The organism is Amycolatopsis sp. NPDC004772, from assembly GCF_053601215.1.
The window spans coordinates 49,548-72,215 of the sequence record NZ_JBSGBK010000022.1 but is presented as its reverse complement, the minus strand read 5'-3'; the positions used below and the strand labels follow the sequence as shown (position 1 = coordinate 72,215).

The window sequence follows — 22,668 nt, the reverse complement described above, 5'->3', positions numbered from 1 at the left end:
GTCGTCCTTACTTCGCCACGGGGATGGACTGGCGTTGCAGGTCGGTGATCGTCGCGGCGCCGGCCTCGGTGAGGGCCTTGCCGAGCGTGCCGTTGCCGGCGAGCGCGGCGCCGAACCCGTCACGGACGTGGGCGTAGGTCTGCTCCATCGACGGTCCCCAGGTGAAGTCCTGGCTGACGCCCTTGCCCGCCTCGCGGAAGACCGCGTCGACGTCCTGGCCGCCGAAGAACTGCGTGTTCTCGGCCGAGGCCTTCGCGCCGGCCTGGGCGTCGGTGGTCGCCGGGTAGATCCCGCCCTGGGCGGTCAGGATGGCCAGGGCCTGCGGGTCGCTGTTGAGCCACAGGGCGAACTGCGCGGCTTCGGCCGGGTGCTTGGTCCCGGCGAAGACCGCGGTGGTCGAGCCACCCCAGTTGCCGGAGCGCTGCTCACCCTTGGTCCACTGCGGCAGCGGCGCCACGGCCCACTTCCCGGCGGTCGAGGGCGCGGCCTTGGCGATCGTGCCGACCCCCCAGACGGCCCCGGTCCAGGTGGCGATCTGCCCGGAGTCGAGCGCCTTGTTCCAGGATTCGGAGAAGCCTTGGTAGTTCGAGACGAGGCCCTGGGAAAGCAGGTTCTGCCAGTAGTCGGCGACCTTGGTGGACGCGGGATCGGTCAGGTTCACCTTCCACTGCTGACCGTCCTGGGTGAACCAGTGCCCGCCGGCCTGCCAGACGAGCCCGGCGAACCAGTTGACGTCCTTCTGCGGGAAGTGCGTGATCGTGAGGTTCGGGTCGGCGGCGTGCAGGGTCTTCGCGGCCTGGGCGTATTCGTCCCAGGTGGTCGGCACCGGCACGTGGTACTTTTCGAAGAGGTCCTTGCGGTAGAACAGGCCCATCGGGCCGGTGTCCTGCGGGATGGCGAAGACGCCGTCGCCGCCGACCGAGGCCTGCGCCCAGGTCCAGTCGACGAACTTCGACTTGGCGTCCGCGACGCCGGGGCAGGCGGAGATGTCCCGGAGGCCCTGCTGGACGCGGAAGCCGGGCAACGAGTCGAACTCGACCTGCCCGAGGTCCGGCGCCTGGTTCGCCTTGAGGGCGGTGAACATCTTGTTGTAAGTGCCCTGGTTTCCCTGGGGCGTCTGCTCGACGGTGACGTGGATGTCGGGATGCCCCTGGTTCCACAGGGCGACGGCCTGGTCGATGCCGGGCAGCCAGGACCAGAACGAGAGCTCGACCTTGCCCCCGGAGGCAGCACAGGCGGCGGCACCGGCCGGAGCGGCGGACTCGCCACTCCCACAGCCGGCGGCGACGAGCGCAAGCACGGCAGTGGCGGCGGCGCCCAGCCGGCGAAGCCGTTTCGTCGGGGGAGAAGTACGCACCATTGCGTTCGGTCCTTTCGGAGTGGCGGCGGCTTCGGCCGAGGCCCGGCGTAGGGGGACCGGGCCGCGGGGACGGATGGGGCAGTGGGGTTTCGCGGTTAGGGGTCCACTGTGGATCGAGGTGCGGGGGCGAGCAGCGGTTCGGGCGGGCTCTCGGGTGGCTGCTCGCCGCGCCGGTCGAGGTGCGCGCTGGCGGGCGGGGCTTCGTGCGGCAGCCCGCCGCCGAGGGGCGCCCGGGCGGGCAGGTCGCCGCCGTAGTGCCGGTCGAGGCGAGCAAGCCGGACCTCAGGCAGCCGCCCACTCCACCAAGCAACCCGCATCCGGCGCGAGCAACCGCTCATCCGCCAACCCACCCCGGAACCGGCGGAGCGGCGCGCACACCGGCGTGACCTGCGAAGCCGGCCCGACCCGGCCGTCCTCGGCGAGCTCGCGCCCATGCTGCCACCTCCTCCCACCACCCGCTCGGGAACGTTCCCGGGAATGTTCCCGGCCGTTGCACCCGGGGAGTATGCGCACCCGGGTGCGACCCCGTCAAGGGCGGCTCCCGCCCGGTTCGGCTCAGGCGGTCGCGCGGGTGATCAACGAAACCGGCAGGGAGATCCGGTCGGCGGTGTCCGCCAGCAGCGCCCGGACCAGGGCCTGGCCGTGGTCGTACTTGTCGATCCGGACCGTGCTCAGCGGCGGGTTCAGGTACGCCGACATCTCCAGGTCGTCGAAACCGACCACCGCGCAGTCCCGCGGCACCGCCCCGCCGCGCGCGAGCACCGCCTGGACCGCCCCGATGCCCATCAGGTCGTTGAACGCGAAGATCCCGTTGACCTCGGGCCACGCCGAGAGCAGCTCGCGGGCCGCTTCCGTGCCGCCCGGGATGGTCGGCGGTCCCTGGACGATCCGCGCCGAGACGTCGCCGAAGCCCAGCGCCGCGCACGCCGTCACGAAAGCCAGCCGCCGCTCGTCGACCGCGACGCCGACCGAACTGTCCAGCATGCCCAGGCACGCGTCCGGCCGGCGCGCGAGCAGCTCCACGGCCGCCGCGGTTCCGGTCGCGAAGTCGTTGCTCACCGACGCCGCCGCCTCCGACGGCAGCTCGCGGTCGGCGACCACCAGCGGCACCGAGCGCGCGTAGTCGGCGAGGACGTCGTCGGGCATGCCGTAGAAGAACCCGACGACTCCGCGCGCGGACCGGGCCAGCGCGTCCTCGATGGCGTCGCGTTCCCGGCCCGGGTCGGCGTCGGTGTTGTACAGCACGACGCTGCACCCGGCCGCCTCCGCCGCGTCGTACACCCCGCGCGCCACCGCCGGGTAGAACGGGTTCGCGATGTCGGAGACGATCAGCGCGATGACGTCCGACCGCTGGGTGCGCATGCCCTTCGCCAGCGCGCTCGGCCGGTAACCCAGCCGGGTCGCCGCCGCCAGCACGCGCTCGCGGGTGTCCGGGGCGATCTCCGGCAGATCGCGCAGCGCCCGCGAAACCGTCTGCCGCCCGACGCCGGCCTCCCGGGCCACGTCCTCGATCGTCACGCGCTTGACGCGTGGCAGCCGCCCGCGTTCGGTCACGCCGTCACCTCCCTCCGCGTAAGACGCCGAGCCTAAGGGGTCAGGGCGCGGCGCCATTGGCCGGTGACGCTCCGGCGCAGCGCCTCGGTGTCGACGCTGCCCGGATCGAGCAGCCGCTGCAACGCGATCCCGCGCAACTGCCCGACGACGGCGGTCGCCACCTCGTCGGCGCCGGCGCCCGCGCCGATGCTGCCGTCCGCGAGGCCGGCTTCGACGTCTTCGCGCAGGTCGGCGCGGAAGGCGGCGTCTCGTTCGCGGAAGATCGGGGCCAGCTCCGGCTGGGTGGCGGCTTCCGCCCACAGCAGCAGGAAAGCCTGGTGGAACACGCCGATCCGGCCGAGCTCGCCGAGGTAGCCGTCGATCAGCCGCAGCAGGCGGCCGAGGCCGGGCGGGACGTCCTCCAGCCCCGGCACGAACCCGGCCTGCGTGGCCCGCGCCAGCCGTTCGACCAGCGCCTGCTTCCCGCCGAAGTGGTGGGTGACGATCCCGCGGCTGTACCCGGCCCGCTCCCCGACGCGGGCGAGCGTCAGCGACCGCACGCCCTGCTCGACGACGAGTTCGGCGGCGGCGGTCAGCAACGCGGCTTCGGCCTGGTCGCGGCGTTCCTGCTGGGTGCGGCGCATGATCGGAGTCTAGCAAAGTAACTTGCGTGTTGACCAACAAGTATGTGTAGAGTGCCGGACCAGGAGGTCCTGATGATCGAAATCGACGAACGTGCCCTCGACGCCCTGCTCGCCGACGACCCCGGCGGCCCGGTCGTGATGCTGAACCTGCTGCGGTTCCGCCCGGACGGCGGCCGCGAAAGCTACCAGCGCTACGCCGAAGCCCTCCGCCGCGAACTCAACGCCCGTCACGGCCTGCAAGTGGTGTACCTCGGTACCGGCGGCCCGGCGCTGGTCGCCGAGGACGGGCAGGCGTGGGACATGGTGGTGCTCGTCCGCTACCCGGACCGGCAGGCCTTCGCGGCCATGGTCCGCGACCCCGAGTACCAGGCGATCACCCACCTGCGCACCGAGGCGCTCGTGGAATCGGTCCTGCAGCCGACGACGCCGGCGGCGGCCTGACGCCCGCGGTGTTCGTCCACGGCGACCCCGAGACGGCGGCGGTCCGGGACCCGCGGCCGGCGGCCGCGTCGCGGCGGGGCGGGACGAAGTGATGGGCCGTGGCCTGAAGTTCAGCGGGCGGTGCAGGCCAATCCGGCCAGGGGCTGGGCCGTGCCGGTCACGACCGCACCCCACGTCGTCGTCGCGCCGGGGGCCAGCGTCCCGTTGTAGGTCTGGTTGGCCGCCCGCACCTGCTGGCCGGTCTGCGTCGGCACGGCGTTCCACGAATTGGTCACCTGCTGGCTCCCCGCGAACGAGAACGCCGTCGTCCACCCGGCCAGCGCGGCCGAGCCGGTGTTCTTCACGGTGAACTCCAGCTGGTGCCCGCCGTTCCACGAGGACGTGACCGCCGAGGTCGCGGTGCACGACGCCCCGGCCGGGGTGGTGGACGTGGTCGGCGTGGTCGGGGTGGTCGGCGTCGTGGTGGGGGTGCTGGTCCCGGTCGTGTAGCTGATGCCGGTGTAGGCCGCCGCGCAGCCGGAAAGGCACTGGTCCGGCAGTGTGAAGCGGTAGACGCGGCCGTCGTTGACGAGCGCGTCGCTCGCGTCCCGGACGCGGATCGCGTACGCGGTGCCGGCCGTGGCGGTCGGGCCGATGAGGAAGGCCTGCCCGAGGTCGCTGTCCGGTTGCGCCTGCTGCCAGGTGCCGTCCGCGCCGAGGAACTCCACGCCGTGGACGCCGTTGGGCAGGTGCGACACCGCGATGGCCGTCCAATACCGTTGCGCCCCTTGGAGGAAACCGAGTTTCAGGTCGCCGGTGTAGTTCGGGGCGGGCACGTAGGACCAGGAGACCCGGCGGTTGTTCCAGTGCCCCGGGTTCAGGTCGCCGACCGGCGCGCCGTTCTTCACGAACCGGTTGAGCGACGCGGTCGAGAGGTCGAGGTGCCCGGGATCGTCGCGGCACCAGGCGTTCGAGTCGCCGCAGCTGTCGGCCACGACCATGGTCAGCTGGGCGCCGGCGTACCCGTCGGTCACCCAGGACCCGTTGCGGCAGAACGGCTGTCCGGGCGCGCCGTCGTTGACGCCGGTGCAGTATTCGCCGATGGTGACCTGCACGAACCGCCCGCAGTTGCGGCCGTTGTCCCACAGCCCGATCTTCGCGGCCTGGGAAGGCGGGATCGGCCGGGGGTAGAAGCTGTAGTCGCCGGGGGTGTTGTAGACGTTGAGGGCGACGAAATCCGGCGAATCGAGCACGTCCTGCGGCAGGCCGCAACCGCCGTAGGGGGCGCCGAGCGCGTCGAAGTGGGTCGCGTTGCCCGTCGTGGGCGCGACCGGCGCGGCGCCCGAATTCCACGGCCACAGTACGGAAACACCCACGACGAGCACGGCGATCGCGGCGAGCACGCCCGGCCGGCGGGAGACGGACCCCATGGATTCTCCTTCCGCCGTTCGGTACCGCGGCAGGCGGAAGCGGCCCCGGCGGCGTCGTCTGGAAGCGCTCCCAGAGTCCCCCGCGCACCGGTCGTTTGTCAATCGCTTCTCACGCCGAGCCGCGCGCCACCACGGTCAGGCGCTCGAGGGCCAGCCGGCCCGAGGTCAGCCGGAGCCCGATCGCGGGCGACCAGCCGGGAGCGACGACCGGACCCGCCGGGATCGTTCGCAGCAGCTGCCACCGGCCCTGGTGGCCCAGCCAGCTCGTCAGCCCGCCGCGGTGGTCGGACACGACCGCGAACCGGTCGCCCGGCGACCACTCGACCGCGGCGCAGCACCCGCCGGTCACGTCGTCGCCGTAGTCGCGCCCGTCGGCCCGCACGTCCGCGCCGGACGTGCCGAAGTGGTGGTTGTACCAGGCCAAGGCCAGCTCGTCCGGCCCGGCGGCGCGGCCGAGGAGCACGCTGTCCTCCGGAGCGCTCCCGGCGAAGGAACGCGGTTCCAGGAGCACCGCGAAGTCGCCGGCCGGGGCGGCCACCGGCGCCACGAGCACGGCGGCCGACTGCCGGCTCGCCGTCGCGATCAGGGCGCCGTCCGCCTGGCTCAGCGAGGGCACCGGCTCCCCGAACCGCGCGCCGATCCGGTAGTCGTTCAACCGGTCTCCGGTGAAGTCGTCGTCCCACACCGGTGCGGCGAAGTCGGCCGGGTCGAACACGACCTCCGCCCGCACGGCGTCCGCGGTGCTGCGGGCCGGGACGCCGTGGTCGAGCGGGGCGACCAGCAGCCGCACCGGCGCCCGGGTGCCGACCGGCGCGTCGGCGGGTGCCGTCACCCGCCACCGCAGCGGGACGGTCCGGCCCGGCGTGAGCCGGAGGTCGCCGGCCGGCCCGATCGGCTGGGCCGTCCAGCCGCGCGGCACCGTGAGCGCCGGTCGCACGGTCATCGGCTGCGCACTGCGGACCGAACCGGTGATTTCGGCCGTCTGCCCGGGTCGCAGCCGCGGCGGTTCGTCCGGCAGCCGGACGCCGAGCCGCTCGTCTTCGGCGCGCCACGACTGCATCGCCGTGATGCCGACCGCGCCTCCGTCCACTCTGGACGCCACGACCCGGAGCCCGTCGGTGCGGACCGGCGGCTGGACGACGACGCGGTTCGGCCGGCCCCGCACCGGCGTCGCGGGATCCCGGTGCTGCGCGGGGAGGTCGGCCCACGACCCGTCGGCGGCGCGGTACTGGAGCGCGAAGGTGTCCGGCGTGCGGACACCGCCGCCGTCGTCGTAGAAGGAGATCCGGACGTCGGAGACGTCGGTGGCCGCGCCGAGGTCGACGGCCAGCCAGTCCTGGCGGTTCGGGCTGCCGTAGCTCGTCCAGCGCGTCGACGGGACGTCGAGGTCGAAGTCCTGGCCGTCGATCGCGTTCGCCGGGCTGTCGGCGGGCCAGGTGTAGGACGCGGACGCCGCCGGGTAGCCGGTGCGATCGATGTTCGCCAGGTCGTCGACGAGGTGGTCGGCCACGGCCGCCTTGCCGGGCCGCACCGGCACGTCGACCGTGGTCAGCCCGGCCTGGCGGTGCACGAGCTTGCCGTCCAGCCAGACGCTCAGCCCGGCGCCCTGCCGGTAGACTTGGCCGTCCCGGTCCCACGCGACGGTCAGGTTGCGCCCGTGGTAGGGCACGTTTTCGACCGCGAAGTGGTCCCAAGTGGACGGAACGAGCGGCGCGAGCCGCACGTGGTCACCCTGCTGCGGCCGGATGCCGAGCAACCCGGACAGCACCAGGTCGTCGAACGTCGAGTGGTTGTAGTCCTCGCTGTGCCCGCGGGAGTCGTACAGCCAGCGGTCCTCGTCGGGGTGGTGCGCTTCGGCGACGTAGGGCGCGCCGTTCTTGCGCTGGGTCAGGGCATACCCGCGCAGGAGGGCGTAGTAGTCCTGAGTCGACACGTACGGCTGCGGGGGATAGTCGGTGAGCAGGTTCGCCAGCCCGGTCAGCGTCTGGCTGGTGGCGTAGGGCCAGCTCGGCCCCGACCAGCGGCAGCACCCGGCGAGGGCGTCGTGCATGAACCACGGGCTGCGCCGCTCGACCGTGGTGGGCCCGAAGGGAGCCGCGAACCCGGCCGGATCGGTCAGCTGCGCCCACGCGGCGGCGGCGCCGGCCGGTGCCATGTGGAAGTACCACGGCACGAACCCGATCTCTTCCCGGTCGGCGATCTTGGTGCGGGCCGGGTTGCCGTCCCGCATCACGTGCTTGTAGAACTGTGCGCCGCCGTCCCACAGGACGCGGTCCTGGTTCGCCTGCAGGGAGCGGGCGTCCCGGTCGTAGCGGTCGGCGAGCTGCCGGTCGCCGGGTGCGCCGCGCCGGCGCAGCAGTTCGGCGATAGCGCGCGCGTCGCCGTACTGGTAGGCGTTGAGCGTCGGGCGGAAGCCGGCGCCGCCGTGGTAGGGATCCGGGCTCTGGTAGGAACTCGCGGTGTACTCCATGGCGTCCCACACCGGAACCTGCCAGTAGAGGCCGAGCTGCGGGTCGAACTGCGGCGCCCAGGCGGCCCACTGCCGTTGCAGTTCGGGGAGCCGGTCGACGGCGAAGTCCCACCGGCCGTCGACGGCCGCCCGCGCGAGCACGGCGTCGGCCGCCCAGAAGGAGTATTCGTGGGCCCAGTCGGTGGTGTTCTCGTTGAGGCCGTCGGTCGCCGGCTTCGGGCCCGCGCCGCTGCCGCGCAGCCAGTAGTCGACGTAGTCGTCGAGGTAGCGGGGGTCCCGCAACCACCGTCCCTCGTAGAGGTGGTGCCCGGCGGCGGCGTCGATCCCGCCGCCGGGGGCGGAGTAGCCGACCGGGCCGAGGAATTCGGAGACGATCCAGCCGTCGTCGGGCCCGGTGTACTTGAGGGCCTCCTTGAACGTCCGCCACCGGTAGTAGTACGTGTCCTCGATCGCCTTGTCGGGCAGGTCGACGAACGGGATGTTGGCCTCGTACCACGCGGGGTCGCCCAGGCCGGCGAGCTTCGCCGCGTGGTCGAGGAGATGCGTCCCGGGGCCGACGGCCGGGTACGCCGGCGGCGGGCCGGCGGGGGTGGCCGCCGCGGGGAGTGTGGTGGCCGACAGGGTGACGAGCGTGGTGGTCAAGACCGTGAACAGACGGCGAACCGAGCGCATGCCGACGCTCCTCGTGCTCCTCGGGGACCGGGCAGGGGAACGGTAGCCGGTGGGATACAACGTTGTAAATACGTATTTACAACGTTGTATCCCAGGGTTCGCCCGGTGCTGCACCACCTCGCGCGCAACCGGTGTCCCGCCGGCCGGAGCGTCACACCCGGCGGGCACCTGCTCTGCACGGATCAACGGCCCCCCGCCGGCCGGAGCGGCTCAGGCGTGCCAGGCGGGGTCGCGGCCGAGGAAGCCCATCAGCTGGTCCTGCGCCGAAGCGCTGTCGGCCACGGGCACCGCCGGGCCGAACTGGCCGCTGTCGCGCAGTACCTGCTCCATCGGCCGCATCGCCGTCAGCGCTTCCGCGCAGCGCTGTTCGCCGAGGTCGGGCTTGCGGCCGAGAGCCTTGGCGAGATCCCAGGAATGCAGCCAGATGTCGCCGGTGTAGAACTGGTCGACCGCCTCGTCCACCGGCCGGTCGCCGGTGTGCGGGTTGCTGAGCACCCGCCCGGCGGGGTCGTCGAGGATGGCCTGGATGTCGGCGACGTGCTGCTTCCACGCCCCGGCCGGGTCGGGGTCGACCGCCAGCGCGGGCAGTTCGATGCCCGCGCCGCGGAGGAAGTCGCGCGGCCACTCGACCAGGTGCCGGACGACGTCGAGCGCGGTCCACCCCGCCACCGGCGCCGGGCGGGCCCAGTCGTCGGCCGAAGCCGACTCGACCAGCTCGGTGAACCGGGCGGCTTCGGAGGCGTGCTGCCGGGCCCGGGTCATCGCGCGAGCAATGCGTCGAGCTTGGCGTAGCCTTCGATGACCCCGACGTCCATGCCGCTGGCCAGCATGCCGTCGCGGGTGGCGAAGTCCGGCACCACGCTGAGCACCCGCAGCCGCGTGCGGCCGCCGTCGATCTCCTCCAGGGTCAGCGTTTCCAGCGCGACGCCGTCGGGCTCGCCGTCGTAGGTGAACGTCCACACGATCCGCTCGTTCGGCCGCACTTCGTGGAAGCTGCCGTGGAACGCGGCGATCTCCTCGCCGTCGCGGTCGTTGGCGAAGGCCCATTCGCCGCCCGTGCGCGCCTCCCACCGCGTGATCCGCGTGGTGACCGAGTGCGGCCCGACCCACTGCGCGTACAGCTCGGGGTCGACGTGGGCGCGGAACACCTGCTCGGGGGTGGCGTCGAAGTCCCGGACGAGCTGGATCGTCGGGACCTTTTCGTCGGCCAGGATCTCGGTTTCGTGCTTCGTCATGGTCATGACGCGTCCTTACGGGGTCGGGTTTCGTTGTCGCTCATGCGGCCCAGCAGCGTTTCGAGGCGCCGGTAGCGCTCCTCGGCCTGCCGCCGGTACCGCTCGATCCACTTGGTCATCAGGTCGAACACCTCGGCGTTTAGGTGGACCGGACGGCGCTGGGCGTCCTTGCTGCGCGTCACCAGCCCGGCCTCTTCCAGCACCTTCACGTGCTTGGAGACCGCCTGGAGGCTCATGTCGTACGGCTCGGCCAGCTCGCCCACGGTCGCGTCCGCGGCGGCCAGCCGGGCCACCAGGTCGCGCCGCGTCGGGTCGGCCAGGGCCGCGAACACGCGGTTGAGCCGCTCGCTGTCTTCGTCCACCGGTTCTTCCTCAACTCTTCGGTTGAATATGACCGTAGAGTGTGGCCCGGGATGTTGTCAACCTGGAGGTTGAGAAGGGGCGGGGTCCCGCGTCCGGGACCCCGCCCGGGTGATCAGAAGTGGTCGGGCGTGTCGATCCGGCTCCGGACCAGGGCGCCGGACGCGGTCAGCCGGCCGGTGCCGTAGTCGCCGCCGGCGCAGGTGCCTGGGCTCAGCGCGGCGCTTGTTTCGTTCGCGTCGGAGTACGTCCAGTTCGCGTAGCTGATCTGCAGCTGGTCGAGCAGGTCCAGCCAGGCGGTGGTGCTGGCCTGGTCGAGCGTGCCACCGCCGGTGGCGGTCACCGTGCCGAACTCCGTGACGAACAGCGGCAGCCTCGCGGCGGCCCGGCTCACCGTGGAGCGGTAGTTGTCCTTGTGGCTGGCGGCGTAGAAGTGGAACGTGTACATGATGTTCGTGGCGTTGACGGGGTTGCTGATGATCTCGGATTCGCTGGAGCCGTCGGAGACGCCGAGGGACGACCACCCGCGGGTGCCGACGATCACGACGGCGTCCGGGTCGGCGGCGCGGATCACCGGGATGACCTGCTCGGCGTAGTTCTTGATGCCGGCCCAGCTCACGCCGTTGGGTTCGTTGGCGATCTCGTAGATCACGTTCTTCCGGCTCGCGTTCCGGGCGGCGACCGCGGCGAAGAAGGTCTTGGCGCGGTCGAGGTTGTAGTTCGGGTCGCCCGGGGTGAGGGTGTGGAAGTCGACGATCGCGTACATGCCGCGTTCTTCGGCCTCGCCGACGAGGCTGTTGACCCGGTCGGTGAACCAGGCCGGGTTGGTCTCGTACCCCTTTTCCTGCACGTACATGGCGATGCGGAGCAGATCGGCGTGCCAGTCATCGGCGAGGGCGTCCAGGGACGCGTCGTTGTAGCAGGAGTCGAACCACTGGAGGCCGTGCGTGCTCATGCCGCGCAGCTGGATCGCCCGGTTCGCTTCGTTGCACAAATGGACGCCGCAGACGTGCAGCTGCCCGTTCGCGGCGAGCGGCGTGCCGCCGGGGGAGGGTGTGGTGGTGGTCGTGGGTGTGGTCGGTGTCGTGGTGGTCGTGGTCGATCCGGTGCAGGTGACGCCGTTGAGGGTGAAGGAAGCCGGAATCGGGTTGGCCCCGGTCGTGGTACCGGTGAAGCCGAGGTCGGCGACGGCGCCCGTTGCGAGGGTCCGGTTCCAGTCGGGATTGGCGGCGGTCGCGGTCGAGCCGGACTGCGACCAGGTGGCGTTCCACCCCTGGGCCACCTTCTGGCCGGCATCGGGGAAGGTGAACTTGAGCGACCAGCCGGTGAGCGTGTCACCCAGGTTGGTGACCTTGACGCCGGCCTGGAACCCGCCCTGCCACTGGTTGGTGACGGTGTAGTCGACCCGGCACCCTTGAGAGGCGGCCGAGGCCTGCGGGATGGCCAGCATGGCGGTGCAGCCGAGAACCGTCGCGCCGGCGGCCGCCAGCGCAGCGATGGAGCGCTTCATTGAACTCCCTCAGATCCGTGTTCGAGTGTTTCAACAGGATGGGAGCGCTCCCAGAGAGGAGAACATCCGGGGAGAGGCGGCGTCAAGGGTTCCGGCCCCGCGGGGGTGACCGGAAGCTTTCTGGCTGGCGAATTCGGCCGGGCCACGATTGCGGAGTCCGGTGCGGGCGGTCGAGGCGCTCACGCGAAGGGAGTCGCGTCGTGGCGGGCTCGGTCTTCGGGGGAGTCAGTGGGTGAATTCGTCGCTGCGGCATGTTCCGGTCTGGCCGCGGCGCCACCCGCTGCGGGTGCTCAGCTCTCGGTTTCCCCTTGAAGGGCCCGGTTGAGCCGGCGGGCTTCGTGGAGTTCGTCTTCCAGGACGACGATCCGGCAGGCAGCATCGACGGCGGTGCCCTGGTCGACGAGCTCCCGCGCCCGCGCGGCGAGCCGGAGCTGGTGTCGCGAGTAGCGCCGGTGCCCGCCGGCGGATCGCTGCGGCGTGATCAAGCCGGCCTCGCCGAGGCTGCGCAGGAAGTTCTGGGTGGTGCCGAGCATGTCCGCGGCTCGGCCCATGGTGTAGCCGGGGTAGTGCTCATCGTCGAGATTTCCGGGTCTTTCCCCGTCGGGGCCCATGTCACCTCCGCATCAGAAGGACCCCGGACGCCATCGTGGGCGTCCGGGGTCCTCGAAAGGTTGGGTTTCACCATTACCGGCCGGCGGCCTGACCGCCGGCTTCCCGCGCGAGGCGCGGGGATCGCTCATCCGTGACCGAGCACCACCTCCGAACTCGATGGGCTTGCGGAACCCGCGCGGCGCTACCGGGCCGCTGCGGGCGATCCCATGATGGTCCCGTTCCCTTCCTTTCGTTGTCTTTTCCGGTCCGTGGAGAACTTTACCGGTGGGTGCGGGTGAATGTCTACTGTCGTGGGGGTAGATTTTCGATGGCGGGTGGTGGGGGTTGCGTCTCGGGCGCAGGGGCTTCCGGGTGGTGCGTGCGGGCTGATGCTTTGTCGGGGCGAGCGTGGGTCGGCTGTGGAGTCCTGCCGCGCCGTGCCTGACCGGCTTGGCTCGCCGCTCGCCCGCCCGGTCAAACCGACCCGCCCGGCCGCCGACCCGGCTGGCCGCCGACCCGCCCGGCCGCCGACCCGGCCGGCCAAGTGACCCGCCCGGCCAAGCTGACCCGGCCGGCTCGCCCGGCCCTGCGGGCCAAGCTGAGCCGGCCGGCTCGCCTGGCCCTGCGGGCCTGCTCGGCTCTTCAGGAGGGGCCGGCCGCGAACGGCCGGGATCCGCGCGGGCCGGTGTGCCCGGCTGGCTGGGCAGGTCCGGATCGAACGGCTCGTCCGGCGAGGTCAACCCGCCCCCGGCGCGGCCGGCTTGCTCGGACCGCTTGGATCAGCCGACTCGGGACGGTCGTGAGCTGACCGGACCCCGGCCGCTGGAGCCGGCCTGCTCGGCTGGACCTGCCCGCCGGGCTCGGCGGCCCGGGCAAGCCCGGCTGGACCGGCCCGTCTCGCCCGGCCCGCGGACCGGCCCGGGCGGCCTGCGCGGACTGGCCGTCTGGCGGTCTGCCGGGAGCGGCCTGGGCGGCCTGCACGGAGCCGGCCCCGGCGGCTGACCGGAGCGGGCCTGGCGGCCGGGCGTGGGTGGAGGCGTTATACCGCAACCCCCTTCAGAGGTCGGTCGGGTTGTGGGCCGCGGTCAGTGGGTCAGGTCGGTCAGCTCGGCTAGGAGCTCTGAGGCCGTTACCGGGTCGAGTTCGCCGAATACTCGCGTTCCCTGGGGGCTCCAAGCTCCTTCTCCCTTCTCGTCCAGCCAGATGTCCGTGAGCTTCTGCTCGGGTTCCTCTGCCGGCAGGCCGACCAAAATGCCCGGGTCGAGGTTGAGGACCACTGCTCCGCCGTCGGGGGTGGGGCGGAGGAGCCAGGCCTCGACGCCGTTGTCCAGGGCTGGGCCTCGATGCCAGCCCTTCTTTGTCAGGCCCAAAAGCTTGCCTGTGGGGACCGTGTGGTTCTCGAACCTCTTCAACCTGGTGGCCGACCTCTCCGCCTCCTCCAGGCGCGCCGCCGGGCGGCCGACTTGGGGGAACGGCTGGAGGATCTCGTAGTCCGCGAACAGGGCCGACCAGGTCGCCAGCTCGTCGGCGAACTGCAGGGGGTGGGCCACGCCCACCTCGGCCGTCTCGGGGAGGGCGTACTGCTCGTCGTGGATGTCGGCGTACGTTCCGTCCTCCGCGCAGCGGAATGTCTGGCCCGCCGTGGTGCGCCAGACCAAGCGGCGGACCAGGTGGACCAGCAGGGGGTGGCCGGCCAGGAGTTCGGTGAACTCCGCCGCCGGCCAGTGGCGGCCCTGGACCATGGCCGACTCCAGGCGGGAAATCTGCTCTGCCGCCACCGTGCGGACGTCCTTCTTCAACGCCGTGAACCGCTTGTACTCCGCCGCCGCGAGTTCGGCGTCGTCCTTTGCGCCCGGCTTCGGCAATGCTTTGCGGGGCTTGCCGTCCGGGTCTGTGACGTACGGTTTGAGCTGTTCGTCGAAGCCGACCACGAATCGGCGGGGGCCGTAGTCGATCACTGCCGTGGCTGCCTCGTCGAGGCCGAGTGTCGGGACCAGGCGGTCGGCCAGCTGCTCGGCCGACAAGCCGAGGCCCTCGGCGACCGCCGCGATCTTCTCCTGGGCTCGGAGCTTCAGTGCCTTGAACTTCACCTTCTGCGCGATGGAATTCAGCTGCAGCAACGCGAAATCCGTGCCTATGCCGGCCAGGACGTCGAGGGCCGCGGCCGCGCGGGCGTGGCCGCCTTCGCCCGGCCACGCCCGGATCAACGGGTTCAGCTTGCGCACCACGTCGTCGTCGCCGAAGAGACCCAGTGCGGTGAGCACCCAGCTGTCCTTGGCCGGGTAGTCCGCGGCCCGCCAGCGGCCGAACAGCCCCCACGCGAACTCCGCCAGCGAAGCCGGGTCCGCGAAGTCGCGCAGGTGCGCCACTCCCGGGTAGACCTCGTCGGGCGTCGACAGCGCGAACAGCATGAGCACGTGCGGGATCACCCGGTCGGGCAGGGCCTGCTCGCCGCCGCGGACGCGGATCTGGGGCAGCACCGCCGGATCCGCCCACGCGCCGGGGACCGGTAGACGCACCGGCAGGACTTCCAGGGGGTCGGTGACGAGCAGTTCGGCGACGGCCTCGGCCGCCTCCGCGCCGTGGTGCGCGGCCGCCGCGGACACCGCCTCTTCGTGTCCGCTCTTCGCCAGGGCGCGCAGTGCGGCTTCGGCGGTGCGCCGGTTCGCGCCGGCCGGGCCGAGCGCCACCGGGACCAGGAACCTCGTGGCGTCGGTGAGGTGCCGGCCGAGCCACGCCAGCGCGGCCTCCCGGGCCTTCTTCAGCCGGACCAGCCAGTCCGCCATCAGCAGCGCGATTTCCGGGCTCACGTACGGCAGCAGCACTTCGCCGCGGTGGCCCGGGTGCGCCGCCGCCATCGCCAGCAGCGGCCGGTAGGCGAGCAGCCCGTGACGGCTCGCCAGGACGCGGCCCCAGATCTCCCCGTCCCACGCCTCGGCCGGGCGCCACGCGGCCAGCCGCTCGCGCACCCAGTCGTCCGGGGCTTTGACGAACAGGGTGGGCCCGTCCGGCGCGTACAGCTTCCCGGCGTCGTACTCCTCGGCCGCGCGCTGCCAGCCGCCGTACAGGCCGCGGTGCAGCCGCGTGTGCCACTCCGCCCACTCGGCCTGTTCGCCGGGGGCCCACACCAGTGTCGGCTCGGCCGGGACCGAAAGTCCACTGAGGACGGTGGGCTCGCGCCGGGCGTGGCTCGAAGCCCACGGTGGGTCCGCGAGCACCACCGGTAGCGCATCGTCGGCCACGGACGGCAGCCGCTCTTCGCCCGCCAGCGCGCGTTCGACCAGCGCCCGCTCTGCGGCGCCAAGATCGGGCAGGACGCCGGCCGCGATGTCCGGATGGGCCGCGACATGGCTGCGCAGCAGGAAGTTCGCCTCTTCGGCGTACGCCGCTTGCGTGGTGGCGGCCCGCGCCAGCAGCCGGACCGCACGCTCCGGCGTGCCGGCCATCCCGGCGGCGACGACCGGCTGCACGTGTTTCTGCCCCAGCCGCGTCACCAGCAGCTCGAACGCTTCGTCGCCGGGCAGGCCGGCCAGCACGGACAGCAAGAACCTGCGGGAGTCACCGCCGCTCGGATCAGCGTCGAGGGCGCGGGCGAAGAGGGGAGCCGACGCGGCTCCCATCGCGTCGAACAGGGTGTAGCGGACCTCTTCGGACTGGAGCCGCCAGCGGAGCACCACGGTCGGCACCGCTTCGAGCTGATCCCGGGTGGACAGTGCCTGCAGGACCGCCGTCCAGTCGACGCCGAACTCCCCGAGCGGCCGGGTGGCCGCCAGCATCTCGCGGGCCCAGTCTTCGCGCGTGGGCACCAGGTAGGAGGCCACCACCTGACCGGCCGGTTCGGCCCGGAACGCGGCCAGCGCCGCCGTCGCCGCCTCGTACTCGGCATCGCCGGCGGCGGCGAGGAGGGCGCGCAGCCGGCGGAACAGCGGATATTCCCCGGGGAACAGGCCGCGGCACCGCTCCGTCCACCGTTCCAGCAGCGCGGTGCCGTCGGGGTAGTGGTCGGAGTGGACGACCTGGGTCATGGTGGCCGCCGCCCGGACCGCGAACTCGGGCCCCCGCGCCCACCACGCGTCGGCGATCCGCCACGTTTCCCCATGCCCGCCGGACTTCCGGCGCAGGCCGCTGTGCAGCAGTGTGCCCAGGACGGCCGCACCCAGCACGTCCTCGCCGCCCGCGCGGGCGGCGAGGACGAGATCCGGATCGCTCGCCGGATTCCGCAGCGCCGCCCTCACCACGTCTTCGCCGGCCACTGCGGCCTGCCACCACCCGGCCGCGTCCGCCGCCGGCTCGGTGTCCGGCGGGAACCAGCCGCCGCGCCGGACGTGGACGTGCTTTCTCCACGCCGGGTCCGGGACGAAGGTCTCGGTCATTGCTGCCCCCCAAAGTCGGTCGATGCTGGGCCGAAGGCTACGGGAGGGGTCCGACAATTTCCGGAGATCCGCAGCTCCGGCCCCGGTTTCTGGCACAGTGGTGCGCATGGGGGAGGACCTTGCCGCCGCTGTGGCCGCCGTCGTGCCGACCGTCCGCGCCGTGATCCCGCCCGCGCCCGCCGCGGCGCTGGGCCGGCTGCGGCGGGAACCGGAACGCCGCCGGTTCCCGGACATCCCCGAGCCCGAGGTGCTGAAGTCGCTCAGAACCCTGCCGTCGTGGCTCGTCGAACGCGTCCACGGCGCGGTCGAGCTGCCTCTGACCAGCTTGGCGATCCCGGCACCCTCGGTCGCCGCCGCGCTGAAGCCGCCGCCGGACGGCGCCTACGGTTTCCTCACCTCCGACAGCGAAGCGGACGCCCTGCGGGAGACGCGGTCGCTGCACCAGCTCCGGCCCGGCCTGCTGGACCTGGTCGCGGAGCTGACCACCCGCGTGGCAGCCGAAATCCCGCATCCGGTCGAAGGCGACGAAGCCGCCATCGCGGCCGCGCACGGCGCCCACCACCTCGCGATCGCCCTGGTGACCGCGACGATCGTCGCCCGCGAAGCAGGCCGCCCGGAGGTCGCCGCCATCGTCGGGACGGCGCTGGGAGTGGCCGCGAGCCTGCTGCGCGGGACGCCGATGCCCGATGGCTACGCGGAAGCGTTGCGGGACAAGGAACGAGCCGAATACCGGCTGCCGCAGTCCGGCAGCACGTCCGTCAAGGTCCGCGACCACGTCTTCGCCTTGGCCGAAAGCGAAACCCCGGCCGTGCCGCACGACTTCGCCGGCAACGGCCTGGCCGAGGTCATCGACGGCGGCGTGGCCGTCCGCACCGGCACGGAGAACGGCACGGTCAGCGTCGGCATCCGGGTGCTGGCCGAGCCGCCCGCCACGGCGGAAACCCTGGGCTGGGAAGAAGTCGTCGACCTCAGCTGGCACGCGGAGCACGGCTCGGCCGGCGTGGGCCGGGGCGTGACGACGGCGCACTGGCCCCACGTCAAGACCGTCACGACCCCGCCGTGGCCCGGTGACTACCGCGTCCGCGTGCACGCCTACGGCCGCGACGACCCCGAGGCCGAGAGCTACGACCTCTGGATCTGGGCCGCGCCGCCCGAGCCCCCGGTTGTGCACGCCCGGGCCGACCGCCTCGGCCACCACCTGCGCGGCGAGCCGGAGCCGCCGCCCGCAGACCGGCCCGAGGTGCGCTACCGCTGGATCGGGCGGTCCCGGCTGACCGTCGCGGCGACGGTCACCGTCGCCACCGGCCTCCCGGCGGAGGACGTCATCCGCGCGTTCGGCGCCGATCCCGCCCGGCCCGAACCCCTGCCCGAGCTGCGCGAGGCGTACGCGGACCCGTGGCTGGCCGTCCTGGACCTCGACGGCGTCGTGGTGGCGATCGAGGAGAACGGCTACTCCGGCTCCCACGCCGACGTGCTCACCGCGGCCTCCCGGGCCGGCCGGGCGGCGAGCATGTTCTGGAACGTCAACGCGGTGACGCGCCTGTCCTTCGCCAAGGCCGGCACGCTCCTCTCGTCGTTCGAACCCGGCTTGCACGAGCCGTCCGCGGACGAGGAGGTCACCGCGGCGCTGGCCGGTCTCGACCTCGAGAACTACCGCGACGGCACCGAAAAGGGCCTGGTCGCGGTCGAGCGGTTCACCGGCCGGGGCCTGTACCCCGAGGACCTGGAGGACATCGAGCGCCTCGGCGTGGCCTACCGGATCAGCGACCCCGGTTGACCGCGCTGATGTCGTCCTGAAGCCGGTCCCGGACGTCCGAGCGGGCGTCCCGGGGTACCGGCGCCGACGCCTGGGACGGCTCGCCCGCCGGGCCCGGCACCGGGTACACCTTGTTCTCACCGGGCAGCGGAACACCCGGGCAGATGGTGGCCGCCGGCCGCGCGCCGCCGAGGTAGAAGCCGTTCACCAGATCGTCCACACAGGAGTTGCCGCTGACCGCGTACTGGCCGTGGAACGGCGAATCCGCCACCGAGATCATCGGGATCCCGGCCGCCCGCGCCGCCGCCTCCGCCTGCTCGTACCCGGTCTGCGGGTCGAACTCGCCCTGGACGACGAGGATGTTCTTCGCGGCGGCCGCCGAGAGCTTCGGCAGCGACTGCCGGGGCGGGTCGGACCAGAAGCCGCACGCCTCGCTGAGGCCGTAGGCCCAGCCGAACAGCGGGTAGGTCGGCCCCTGCAGGTCGCTGAGCAGCTTGTACCAGCTCGCCGTCCGCGTCGGCTGGTCGCCGCACGCCACGGCCAGCCGCGTCCCCGGGACGTCGGCGTAGTCGGGCTCCGGCGGGTCGGCCGCGGTCAGCCGGTCTGCCGGACGGCCGAAGACCGCCCGCGACGCCCGGTCGAGGTCGCTGCGCAACGCCGCGGGCGGCGGGGTGGTCTTGCCGGCGAGCGCCGCCGCGCCCTTCGTGAGGATCAGGGCCCCGGTCATCCACTGCCGGCTGCTGCCGTTGCCGACGAAGACCGAGTCGAAGACGTCGGGCGGCACGCCCTGGGTCTTGAAGTAGGCCCGCAGCCTCTCCCACGTCGCCCGGACCTCGCCGGCGGTCTTGCCGAGCTGCTCCGGGAACCGGCGGGCCAGCCACGGCGCGTAGACGCGGTCGAACTGGCGCTGGTCGATCTTCGGGAACGCCTCGAACGCGGCCTGGAGGCGGCCTTCGAAGTTGACGCTGGAGTCGAGCACCAGCTTCCCGGCCCGCTCCGGGAACAGCGACGCGTACTTCGCACCGAGCCAGGTGCCGTAGGAGAAGCCGAGGTAGTTCAGCTTCTCGTCGCCCAGCAGCGAGCGGATCAGGTCCATGTCGTGCGCGGTCTGCCAGGTGGTGATGAACGGCGCGACCGCGTCGCTCTGGCACGCCTCGGCCAGCACGCGCGGCGTCCGCTGGTGCAGCGCGATGCTCGCCGCCGAGCGGTCGCGGGCGTCGAGGTCGTCTTCCTGGGGCAGCCGTCCCAGCGGCACCCGGCAGACGTACCCGTCGTCGGTGCCGCCTTCCTGGCCGGTGCCGCGGGGGTCCATCCCGACGATGTCGTAGTGCTCGTTCAGCGACGGCTCCAGCCCGGCCAGCGCGCCCGCGAGCGACGTGCCCCGGCCGCCGGGTCCGCCCGGGTTCACCAGGATCGCGCCCTGCCGGCCGCCGGTGGCCGCGACCCGGCTGATCGCCACCTGCAGGTCGATCCCGGCCGCGGGGGCCGCCCAGTCCCGCGGGACGGTGATCCGCGCGCACTCCGCCGTGGGCGGCTTGGTGCGCTGCTTGAACGGGCAGGCGCCCCAGGAGACCTCCTGCCCGCGGTAGGGCGCGAGCGGGTCGGCCGGGGTGGCCGCGGCGGGCGCCGTGGCCGCCACCAGGACCGAGACCGCCACCACCAGTCCTGCTCGGGACGTTCGCACCGCAGTTTCCTTCCTCACGCACCGGCCGTGAAGATCCAATCACGGCCGGTGGAGGCCGGGCAGCGCCAAGCCGCGGCTCGCCGGGCGGATTCCATCGATCCGGTGAACGCCGCGGTGCAGGTCAGGTGCGGTACGGGCCGTGGTTGCCGAGATCGGGAGCCACCTGCGGGCGGGGGCCGTCCTGGCCGGGCACCGGGGTGGTGGTGGCGCGCCACGCCGGGTCCGTCGCCACCGGCTCGACGACCACCTCGGTGGCGGGCCGGGCGTAGGTCTCGGTGCCGCCCTCCCGCTCCTGGAAGTGCTCCTCGACGATCCGGTCCTGACGGCGGCGGGCGAGCACGGCCAGCGTCAGCACGTGGGCCACGGCCATCAGCAGCAGGAAGACGCCGAGCCGCCCGACCAGCGCGGCCGTCGACCCCGACCACTGCGGGCCGACCACCGAGAGCAGCGCGAGCACGCCGAAGGAGACCAAGTGGAAGACGGTCACCACCATCCACGCCAGCGAGCCCGACCCCTCACCGCCGTCCGGCCCGCTGAGGTAGCGCCGGCCGCCGCGGTAGAGCACCTGGCCGTCGGCCACCACGAACACCAGGCCGATGATCAGGAATCCGGTGAGGTCGTTGTCGGGCATGCGTCTCCTCCTCCTTTCCGGCGGAGTACCCGGCCCGGCCGGGCCCGGACGACGGTTCACCGGAACGAGCGAACGACGGCGATCACACCCGGGAATCATTTCCGGCCGCCGGACGTCTGAGGGGGCGTGAAGAGAATTGGCTTCCTGTCGTTCGGCCACTGGTCGGACAGCGCACACTCCGAGACCCGGTCGGCCGCCGACTTCCTGCACCAGTCGATCGACCTGGCGGTGGCCGCCGAGGAGCTCGGCGTCGACGGCGCCTACTTCCGCGTGCACCACTTCGCGCGGCAGGCGGCCAGCCCGTTCCCGCTGCTGGCGGCGATCGGCGCGCGGACGTCGAGGATCGAGATCGGCACCGGCGTGATCGACATGCGCTACGAGAACCCGCTCTACATGATCGAGGACGCGGGCGCCGCCGACCTCATCTCCGGCGGCCGGCTCCAGCTCGGCATCAGCCGGGGATCCCCCGAGCAGGTGATCGACGGCTGGCGGTACTTCGGGTACGCCCCCGGCGAGGGCGAGACGGACGCCGACATGGCCCGCCAGCACACCGAGGTCTTCCTCAAGCTCCTCGGCGGCGAAGGCTTCGCCCAGCCGAACCCGCGGCCGATGTTCGCCAACCCGCCCGGGTTGCTGCGGCTCGAGCCGCACTCCGAGGGCCTGCGCGAGCGCATCTGGTGGGGGTCCGGTTCGAACGCGACCAGCGTGTGGGCCGCGAAGCTGGGCATGAACCTGCAGAGCTCGACGCTCAAGGACGACGAGACGGGCGAGCCGCTGCACGTCCAGCAGCGCAAGCAGATCGAGGCCTACCGCGAGGCGTGGACCGAAGCCGGCCACGAGCGGGAGCCGCGGGTTTCGGTCAGCCGCAGCATCTTCGCGCTGACGAACGACCAGGACCGCGCCTACTTCGGCCGCGACCGCCACTCGCGCGACCAGGTCGGCATGATCGACGAGAACACCCGCGCGATCTTCGGCCGGTCCTACGCCGGCGAGCCCGACGAGCTCGTGCGGCAGCTCAAGGAGGACGAGGCCGTCCAGGCCGCGGACACCCTGCTGCTCACCATCCCCAACCAGCTCGGGGTGGACTACAACGCGCACGTGCTGGAGAACATCCTGAAGCACGTGGCCCCGGAGCTGGGCTGGCGCTGAGGGGAAGGCGGCCCGGTGGCGGCCGGGCCGCTCTTCGTCAGCCGTGGGTGACCTTCAGGCCGTAGAACGCGACCCGGGCACCCTTCGTCGTGCTGTCCGAAGAGGACTGGTTGTACGAGCCCGCCTTGAAGTACTGCTTGTACGGCTTGAACGACGACGGGATGGCGTAGTGCGTCGTGCTCCCGTTGACCGTGAGGTCGATGGTGTTGCCGCCGGAGATGCCGATCGTGTAGGTCCACGTCTTGCCGAGGGAGACGTGGCCGACGGTGTGCGGCGTCTGCCCGCCGTCGGGGGAGTTCTCGGTGCCGAGCACGATGTCCCCGCTGGCCCGGTAGTACAGCTCCAGCAGCGGTTTCGTCGACGAGCCGCCGGTGCCGAGGTGCACCTGGCCGACGCACACGTTCGACGTCACCGAGACCACGCGCAGGGTCGCGCTCAGCTTGTGCGACCCGCTCAGCGACCAGTTCGCCGCGGAGCCGTCCCGGTTCATCTCGCGCAGCTCCGAGCGCGCGTAGTTCGAGTTCGGCGTGGTGACGCCCTTTTCCGGAGCCCAGAAGGTCATCGCGCCGTCGCGGGTGTCGGTGTAGAAGTAGCTGTCCTGGAAGCCGTTCGGCCCCTGGAGCCGCGACGACGAGATGGTCGTCGGCTTGCCGGGGGAGCCGACCGGCTCCTGCAGCTGCCAGATCGAGAGGTCGAAGTTGCCGCCCGGGGCGACCGACGGATCGGCCGCCAGCGCGGGGAAGGCGGTCGCCGCGGCCAGGGCCGGGACCGCCAGGAGTACGAGCAAAGCACGAACACGCGTCATCGGGTGTCCTTTCAGACGGTAAATGGTCTGGACAACCCGGCGGCG

18 protein-coding genes are annotated in these 22,668 nt (G+C 72.4%); 3 read left to right on the top strand and 15 right to left on the bottom strand.

Going from position 1 to position 22,668, the window contains the following annotated elements; all coding sequences use genetic code 11:
* Nucleotides 1-7: 7 nt before the first annotated feature.
* The 4 genes from ACWEF6_RS16125 to ACWEF6_RS16110 all read right to left on the bottom strand — a co-directional run bounded on the left by ACWEF6_RS16125 (nucleotide 8) and on the right by ACWEF6_RS16110 (nucleotide 3,537).
* The gene (locus ACWEF6_RS16125) at nucleotides 8-1,360 is read right to left on the bottom strand and encodes an ABC transporter substrate-binding protein (RefSeq protein ID WP_449683632.1); all 1,353 of its coding nucleotides are present in this window, start codon (nucleotides 1,358-1,360) and stop codon (nucleotides 8-10) included.
* 95 nt (nucleotides 1,361-1,455) lie between these two features.
* Complete coding sequence (locus ACWEF6_RS16120) at nucleotides 1,456-1,698, bottom strand: hypothetical protein (RefSeq protein ID WP_449683631.1); 243 nt, start codon at nucleotides 1,696-1,698, stop codon at nucleotides 1,456-1,458.
* 217 nt (nucleotides 1,699-1,915) lie between these two features.
* Nucleotides 1,916-2,914: a LacI family DNA-binding transcriptional regulator gene (locus ACWEF6_RS16115; protein WP_449677962.1), complete on the bottom strand. Its 999-nt coding sequence runs from the start codon at nucleotides 2,912-2,914 to the stop codon at nucleotides 1,916-1,918.
* Nucleotides 2,915-2,946: 32 nt separating this feature from the next.
* Nucleotides 2,947-3,537 carry a TetR/AcrR family transcriptional regulator gene (locus ACWEF6_RS16110; RefSeq protein ID WP_449683630.1) on the bottom strand — a complete coding sequence of 197 codons (591 nt, stop codon included), beginning with the start codon at nucleotides 3,535-3,537 and terminating at the stop codon, nucleotides 2,947-2,949.
* A gap of 72 nt (nucleotides 3,538-3,609) precedes the next feature.
* Between ACWEF6_RS16110 and ACWEF6_RS16105 the strand changes: the two genes are divergently transcribed.
* Nucleotides 3,610-3,978, top strand: coding sequence for a DUF1330 domain-containing protein (locus tag ACWEF6_RS16105; protein WP_449683629.1), 369 nt, complete (start codon nucleotides 3,610-3,612; stop codon nucleotides 3,976-3,978).
* 110 nt (nucleotides 3,979-4,088) lie between these two features.
* Here the strand turns inward: ACWEF6_RS16105 and ACWEF6_RS16100 are convergent, their stop codons facing one another.
* The 8 genes from ACWEF6_RS16100 to ACWEF6_RS16065 all read right to left on the bottom strand — a co-directional run bounded on the left by ACWEF6_RS16100 (nucleotide 4,089) and on the right by ACWEF6_RS16065 (nucleotide 16,598).
* Nucleotides 4,089-5,387 (bottom strand): cellulose binding domain-containing protein, encoded by a 1,299-nt coding sequence (locus tag ACWEF6_RS16100; protein ID WP_449683628.1) that lies wholly within the window; start codon nucleotides 5,385-5,387, stop codon nucleotides 4,089-4,091.
* 109 nt (nucleotides 5,388-5,496) lie between these two features.
* Nucleotides 5,497-8,529, bottom strand: coding sequence for an MGH1-like glycoside hydrolase domain-containing protein (locus ACWEF6_RS16095; protein ID WP_449683627.1), 3,033 nt, complete (start codon nucleotides 8,527-8,529; stop codon nucleotides 5,497-5,499).
* 210 nt (nucleotides 8,530-8,739) lie between these two features.
* On the bottom strand, nucleotides 8,740-9,291 hold the full coding sequence (locus tag ACWEF6_RS16090; protein ID WP_449683626.1) for a maleylpyruvate isomerase family mycothiol-dependent enzyme: 552 nt from the start codon (nucleotides 9,289-9,291) through the stop codon (nucleotides 8,740-8,742).
* Nucleotides 9,288-9,770, bottom strand: a complete 483-nt coding sequence (locus ACWEF6_RS16085) for an SRPBCC family protein (RefSeq protein WP_449683625.1) — start codon at nucleotides 9,768-9,770, stop codon at nucleotides 9,288-9,290. The genes ACWEF6_RS16090 and ACWEF6_RS16085 overlap by 4 nt, the downstream gene beginning before the upstream one ends.
* Nucleotides 9,767-10,126 carry a metalloregulator ArsR/SmtB family transcription factor gene (locus tag ACWEF6_RS16080; protein WP_449683624.1) on the bottom strand — a complete coding sequence of 120 codons (360 nt, stop codon included), beginning with the start codon at nucleotides 10,124-10,126 and terminating at the stop codon, nucleotides 9,767-9,769. The genes ACWEF6_RS16085 and ACWEF6_RS16080 overlap by 4 nt, the downstream gene beginning before the upstream one ends.
* A gap of 113 nt (nucleotides 10,127-10,239) precedes the next feature.
* On the bottom strand, nucleotides 10,240-11,634 hold the full coding sequence (locus tag ACWEF6_RS16075; protein WP_449683623.1) for a cellulase family glycosylhydrolase: 1,395 nt from the start codon (nucleotides 11,632-11,634) through the stop codon (nucleotides 10,240-10,242).
* A gap of 290 nt (nucleotides 11,635-11,924) precedes the next feature.
* Entirely contained in the window at nucleotides 11,925-12,245 is a 321-nt protein-coding gene (locus ACWEF6_RS16070; protein WP_449683622.1) for a MerR family transcriptional regulator, read from the bottom strand.
* Nucleotides 12,246-13,310: 1,065 nt separating this feature from the next.
* Nucleotides 13,311-16,598 (bottom strand): DUF4132 domain-containing protein, encoded by a 3,288-nt coding sequence (locus tag ACWEF6_RS16065; RefSeq protein WP_449683621.1) that lies wholly within the window; start codon nucleotides 16,596-16,598, stop codon nucleotides 13,311-13,313.
* A gap of 106 nt (nucleotides 16,599-16,704) precedes the next feature.
* Here ACWEF6_RS16065 and ACWEF6_RS16060 point away from each other — a divergent pair, with 106 nt between their 5' ends.
* Nucleotides 16,705-18,375: a DUF6461 domain-containing protein gene (locus ACWEF6_RS16060; protein WP_449683620.1), complete on the top strand. Its 1,671-nt coding sequence runs from the start codon at nucleotides 16,705-16,707 to the stop codon at nucleotides 18,373-18,375.
* Here ACWEF6_RS16060 and ACWEF6_RS16055 read toward each other — a convergent pair.
* Nucleotides 18,359-20,011: an alpha/beta fold hydrolase gene (locus ACWEF6_RS16055; protein ID WP_449683667.1), complete on the bottom strand. Its 1,653-nt coding sequence runs from the start codon at nucleotides 20,009-20,011 to the stop codon at nucleotides 18,359-18,361. The two genes, ACWEF6_RS16060 and ACWEF6_RS16055, sit on opposite strands and share 17 nt — an antisense overlap.
* 148 nt (nucleotides 20,012-20,159) lie before the next feature.
* Nucleotides 20,160-20,669: a hypothetical protein gene (locus ACWEF6_RS16050; protein WP_449683619.1), complete on the bottom strand. Its 510-nt coding sequence runs from the start codon at nucleotides 20,667-20,669 to the stop codon at nucleotides 20,160-20,162.
* Nucleotides 20,670-20,795: 126 nt separating this feature from the next.
* Between ACWEF6_RS16050 and ACWEF6_RS16045 the strand changes: the two genes are divergently transcribed.
* Complete coding sequence (locus tag ACWEF6_RS16045) at nucleotides 20,796-21,818, top strand: LLM class flavin-dependent oxidoreductase (protein ID WP_449683618.1); 1,023 nt, start codon at nucleotides 20,796-20,798, stop codon at nucleotides 21,816-21,818.
* Nucleotides 21,819-21,855: 37 nt separating this feature from the next.
* On the opposite strand, the gene ACWEF6_RS16040 is transcribed toward ACWEF6_RS16045, so the two are convergent.
* Nucleotides 21,856-22,623, bottom strand: coding sequence for a polysaccharide lyase family 7 protein (locus tag ACWEF6_RS16040; RefSeq protein ID WP_449683617.1), 768 nt, complete (start codon nucleotides 22,621-22,623; stop codon nucleotides 21,856-21,858).
* Nucleotides 22,624-22,668 lie beyond the last annotated feature (45 nt).

Coding starts and splice junctions, on each gene's coding strand:
- ACWEF6_RS16125 (WP_449683632.1), bottom strand. CDS start 1,360: ATGGTGCGTACTTCTCCCCCGACGAAACGGCTTCGCCGGCTGGGCGCC.
- ACWEF6_RS16120 (WP_449683631.1), bottom strand. CDS start 1,698: ATGAGCGGTTGCTCGCGCCGGATGCGGGTTGCTTGGTGGAGTGGGCGG.
- ACWEF6_RS16110 (WP_449683630.1), bottom strand. CDS start 3,537: ATGCGCCGCACCCAGCAGGAACGCCGCGACCAGGCCGAAGCCGCGTTG.
- ACWEF6_RS16105 (WP_449683629.1), top strand. CDS start 3,610: ATGATCGAAATCGACGAACGTGCCCTCGACGCCCTGCTCGCCGACGAC.
- ACWEF6_RS16100 (WP_449683628.1), bottom strand. CDS start 5,387: ATGGGGTCCGTCTCCCGCCGGCCGGGCGTGCTCGCCGCGATCGCCGTG.
- ACWEF6_RS16095 (WP_449683627.1), bottom strand. CDS start 8,529: ATGCGCTCGGTTCGCCGTCTGTTCACGGTCTTGACCACCACGCTCGTC.
- ACWEF6_RS16090 (WP_449683626.1), bottom strand. CDS start 9,291: ATGACCCGGGCCCGGCAGCACGCCTCCGAAGCCGCCCGGTTCACCGAG.
- ACWEF6_RS16085 (WP_449683625.1), bottom strand. CDS start 9,770: ATGACCATGACGAAGCACGAAACCGAGATCCTGGCCGACGAAAAGGTC.
- ACWEF6_RS16075 (WP_449683623.1), bottom strand. CDS start 11,634: ATGAAGCGCTCCATCGCTGCGCTGGCGGCCGCCGGCGCGACGGTTCTC.
- ACWEF6_RS16070 (WP_449683622.1), bottom strand. CDS start 12,245: ATGGGCCCCGACGGGGAAAGACCCGGAAATCTCGACGATGAGCACTAC.
- ACWEF6_RS16065 (WP_449683621.1), bottom strand. CDS start 16,598: ATGACCGAGACCTTCGTCCCGGACCCGGCGTGGAGAAAGCACGTCCAC.
- ACWEF6_RS16060 (WP_449683620.1), top strand. CDS start 16,705: ATGGGGGAGGACCTTGCCGCCGCTGTGGCCGCCGTCGTGCCGACCGTC.
- ACWEF6_RS16050 (WP_449683619.1), bottom strand. CDS start 20,669: ATGCCCGACAACGACCTCACCGGATTCCTGATCATCGGCCTGGTGTTC.
- ACWEF6_RS16040 (WP_449683617.1), bottom strand. CDS start 22,623: ATGACGCGTGTTCGTGCTTTGCTCGTACTCCTGGCGGTCCCGGCCCTG.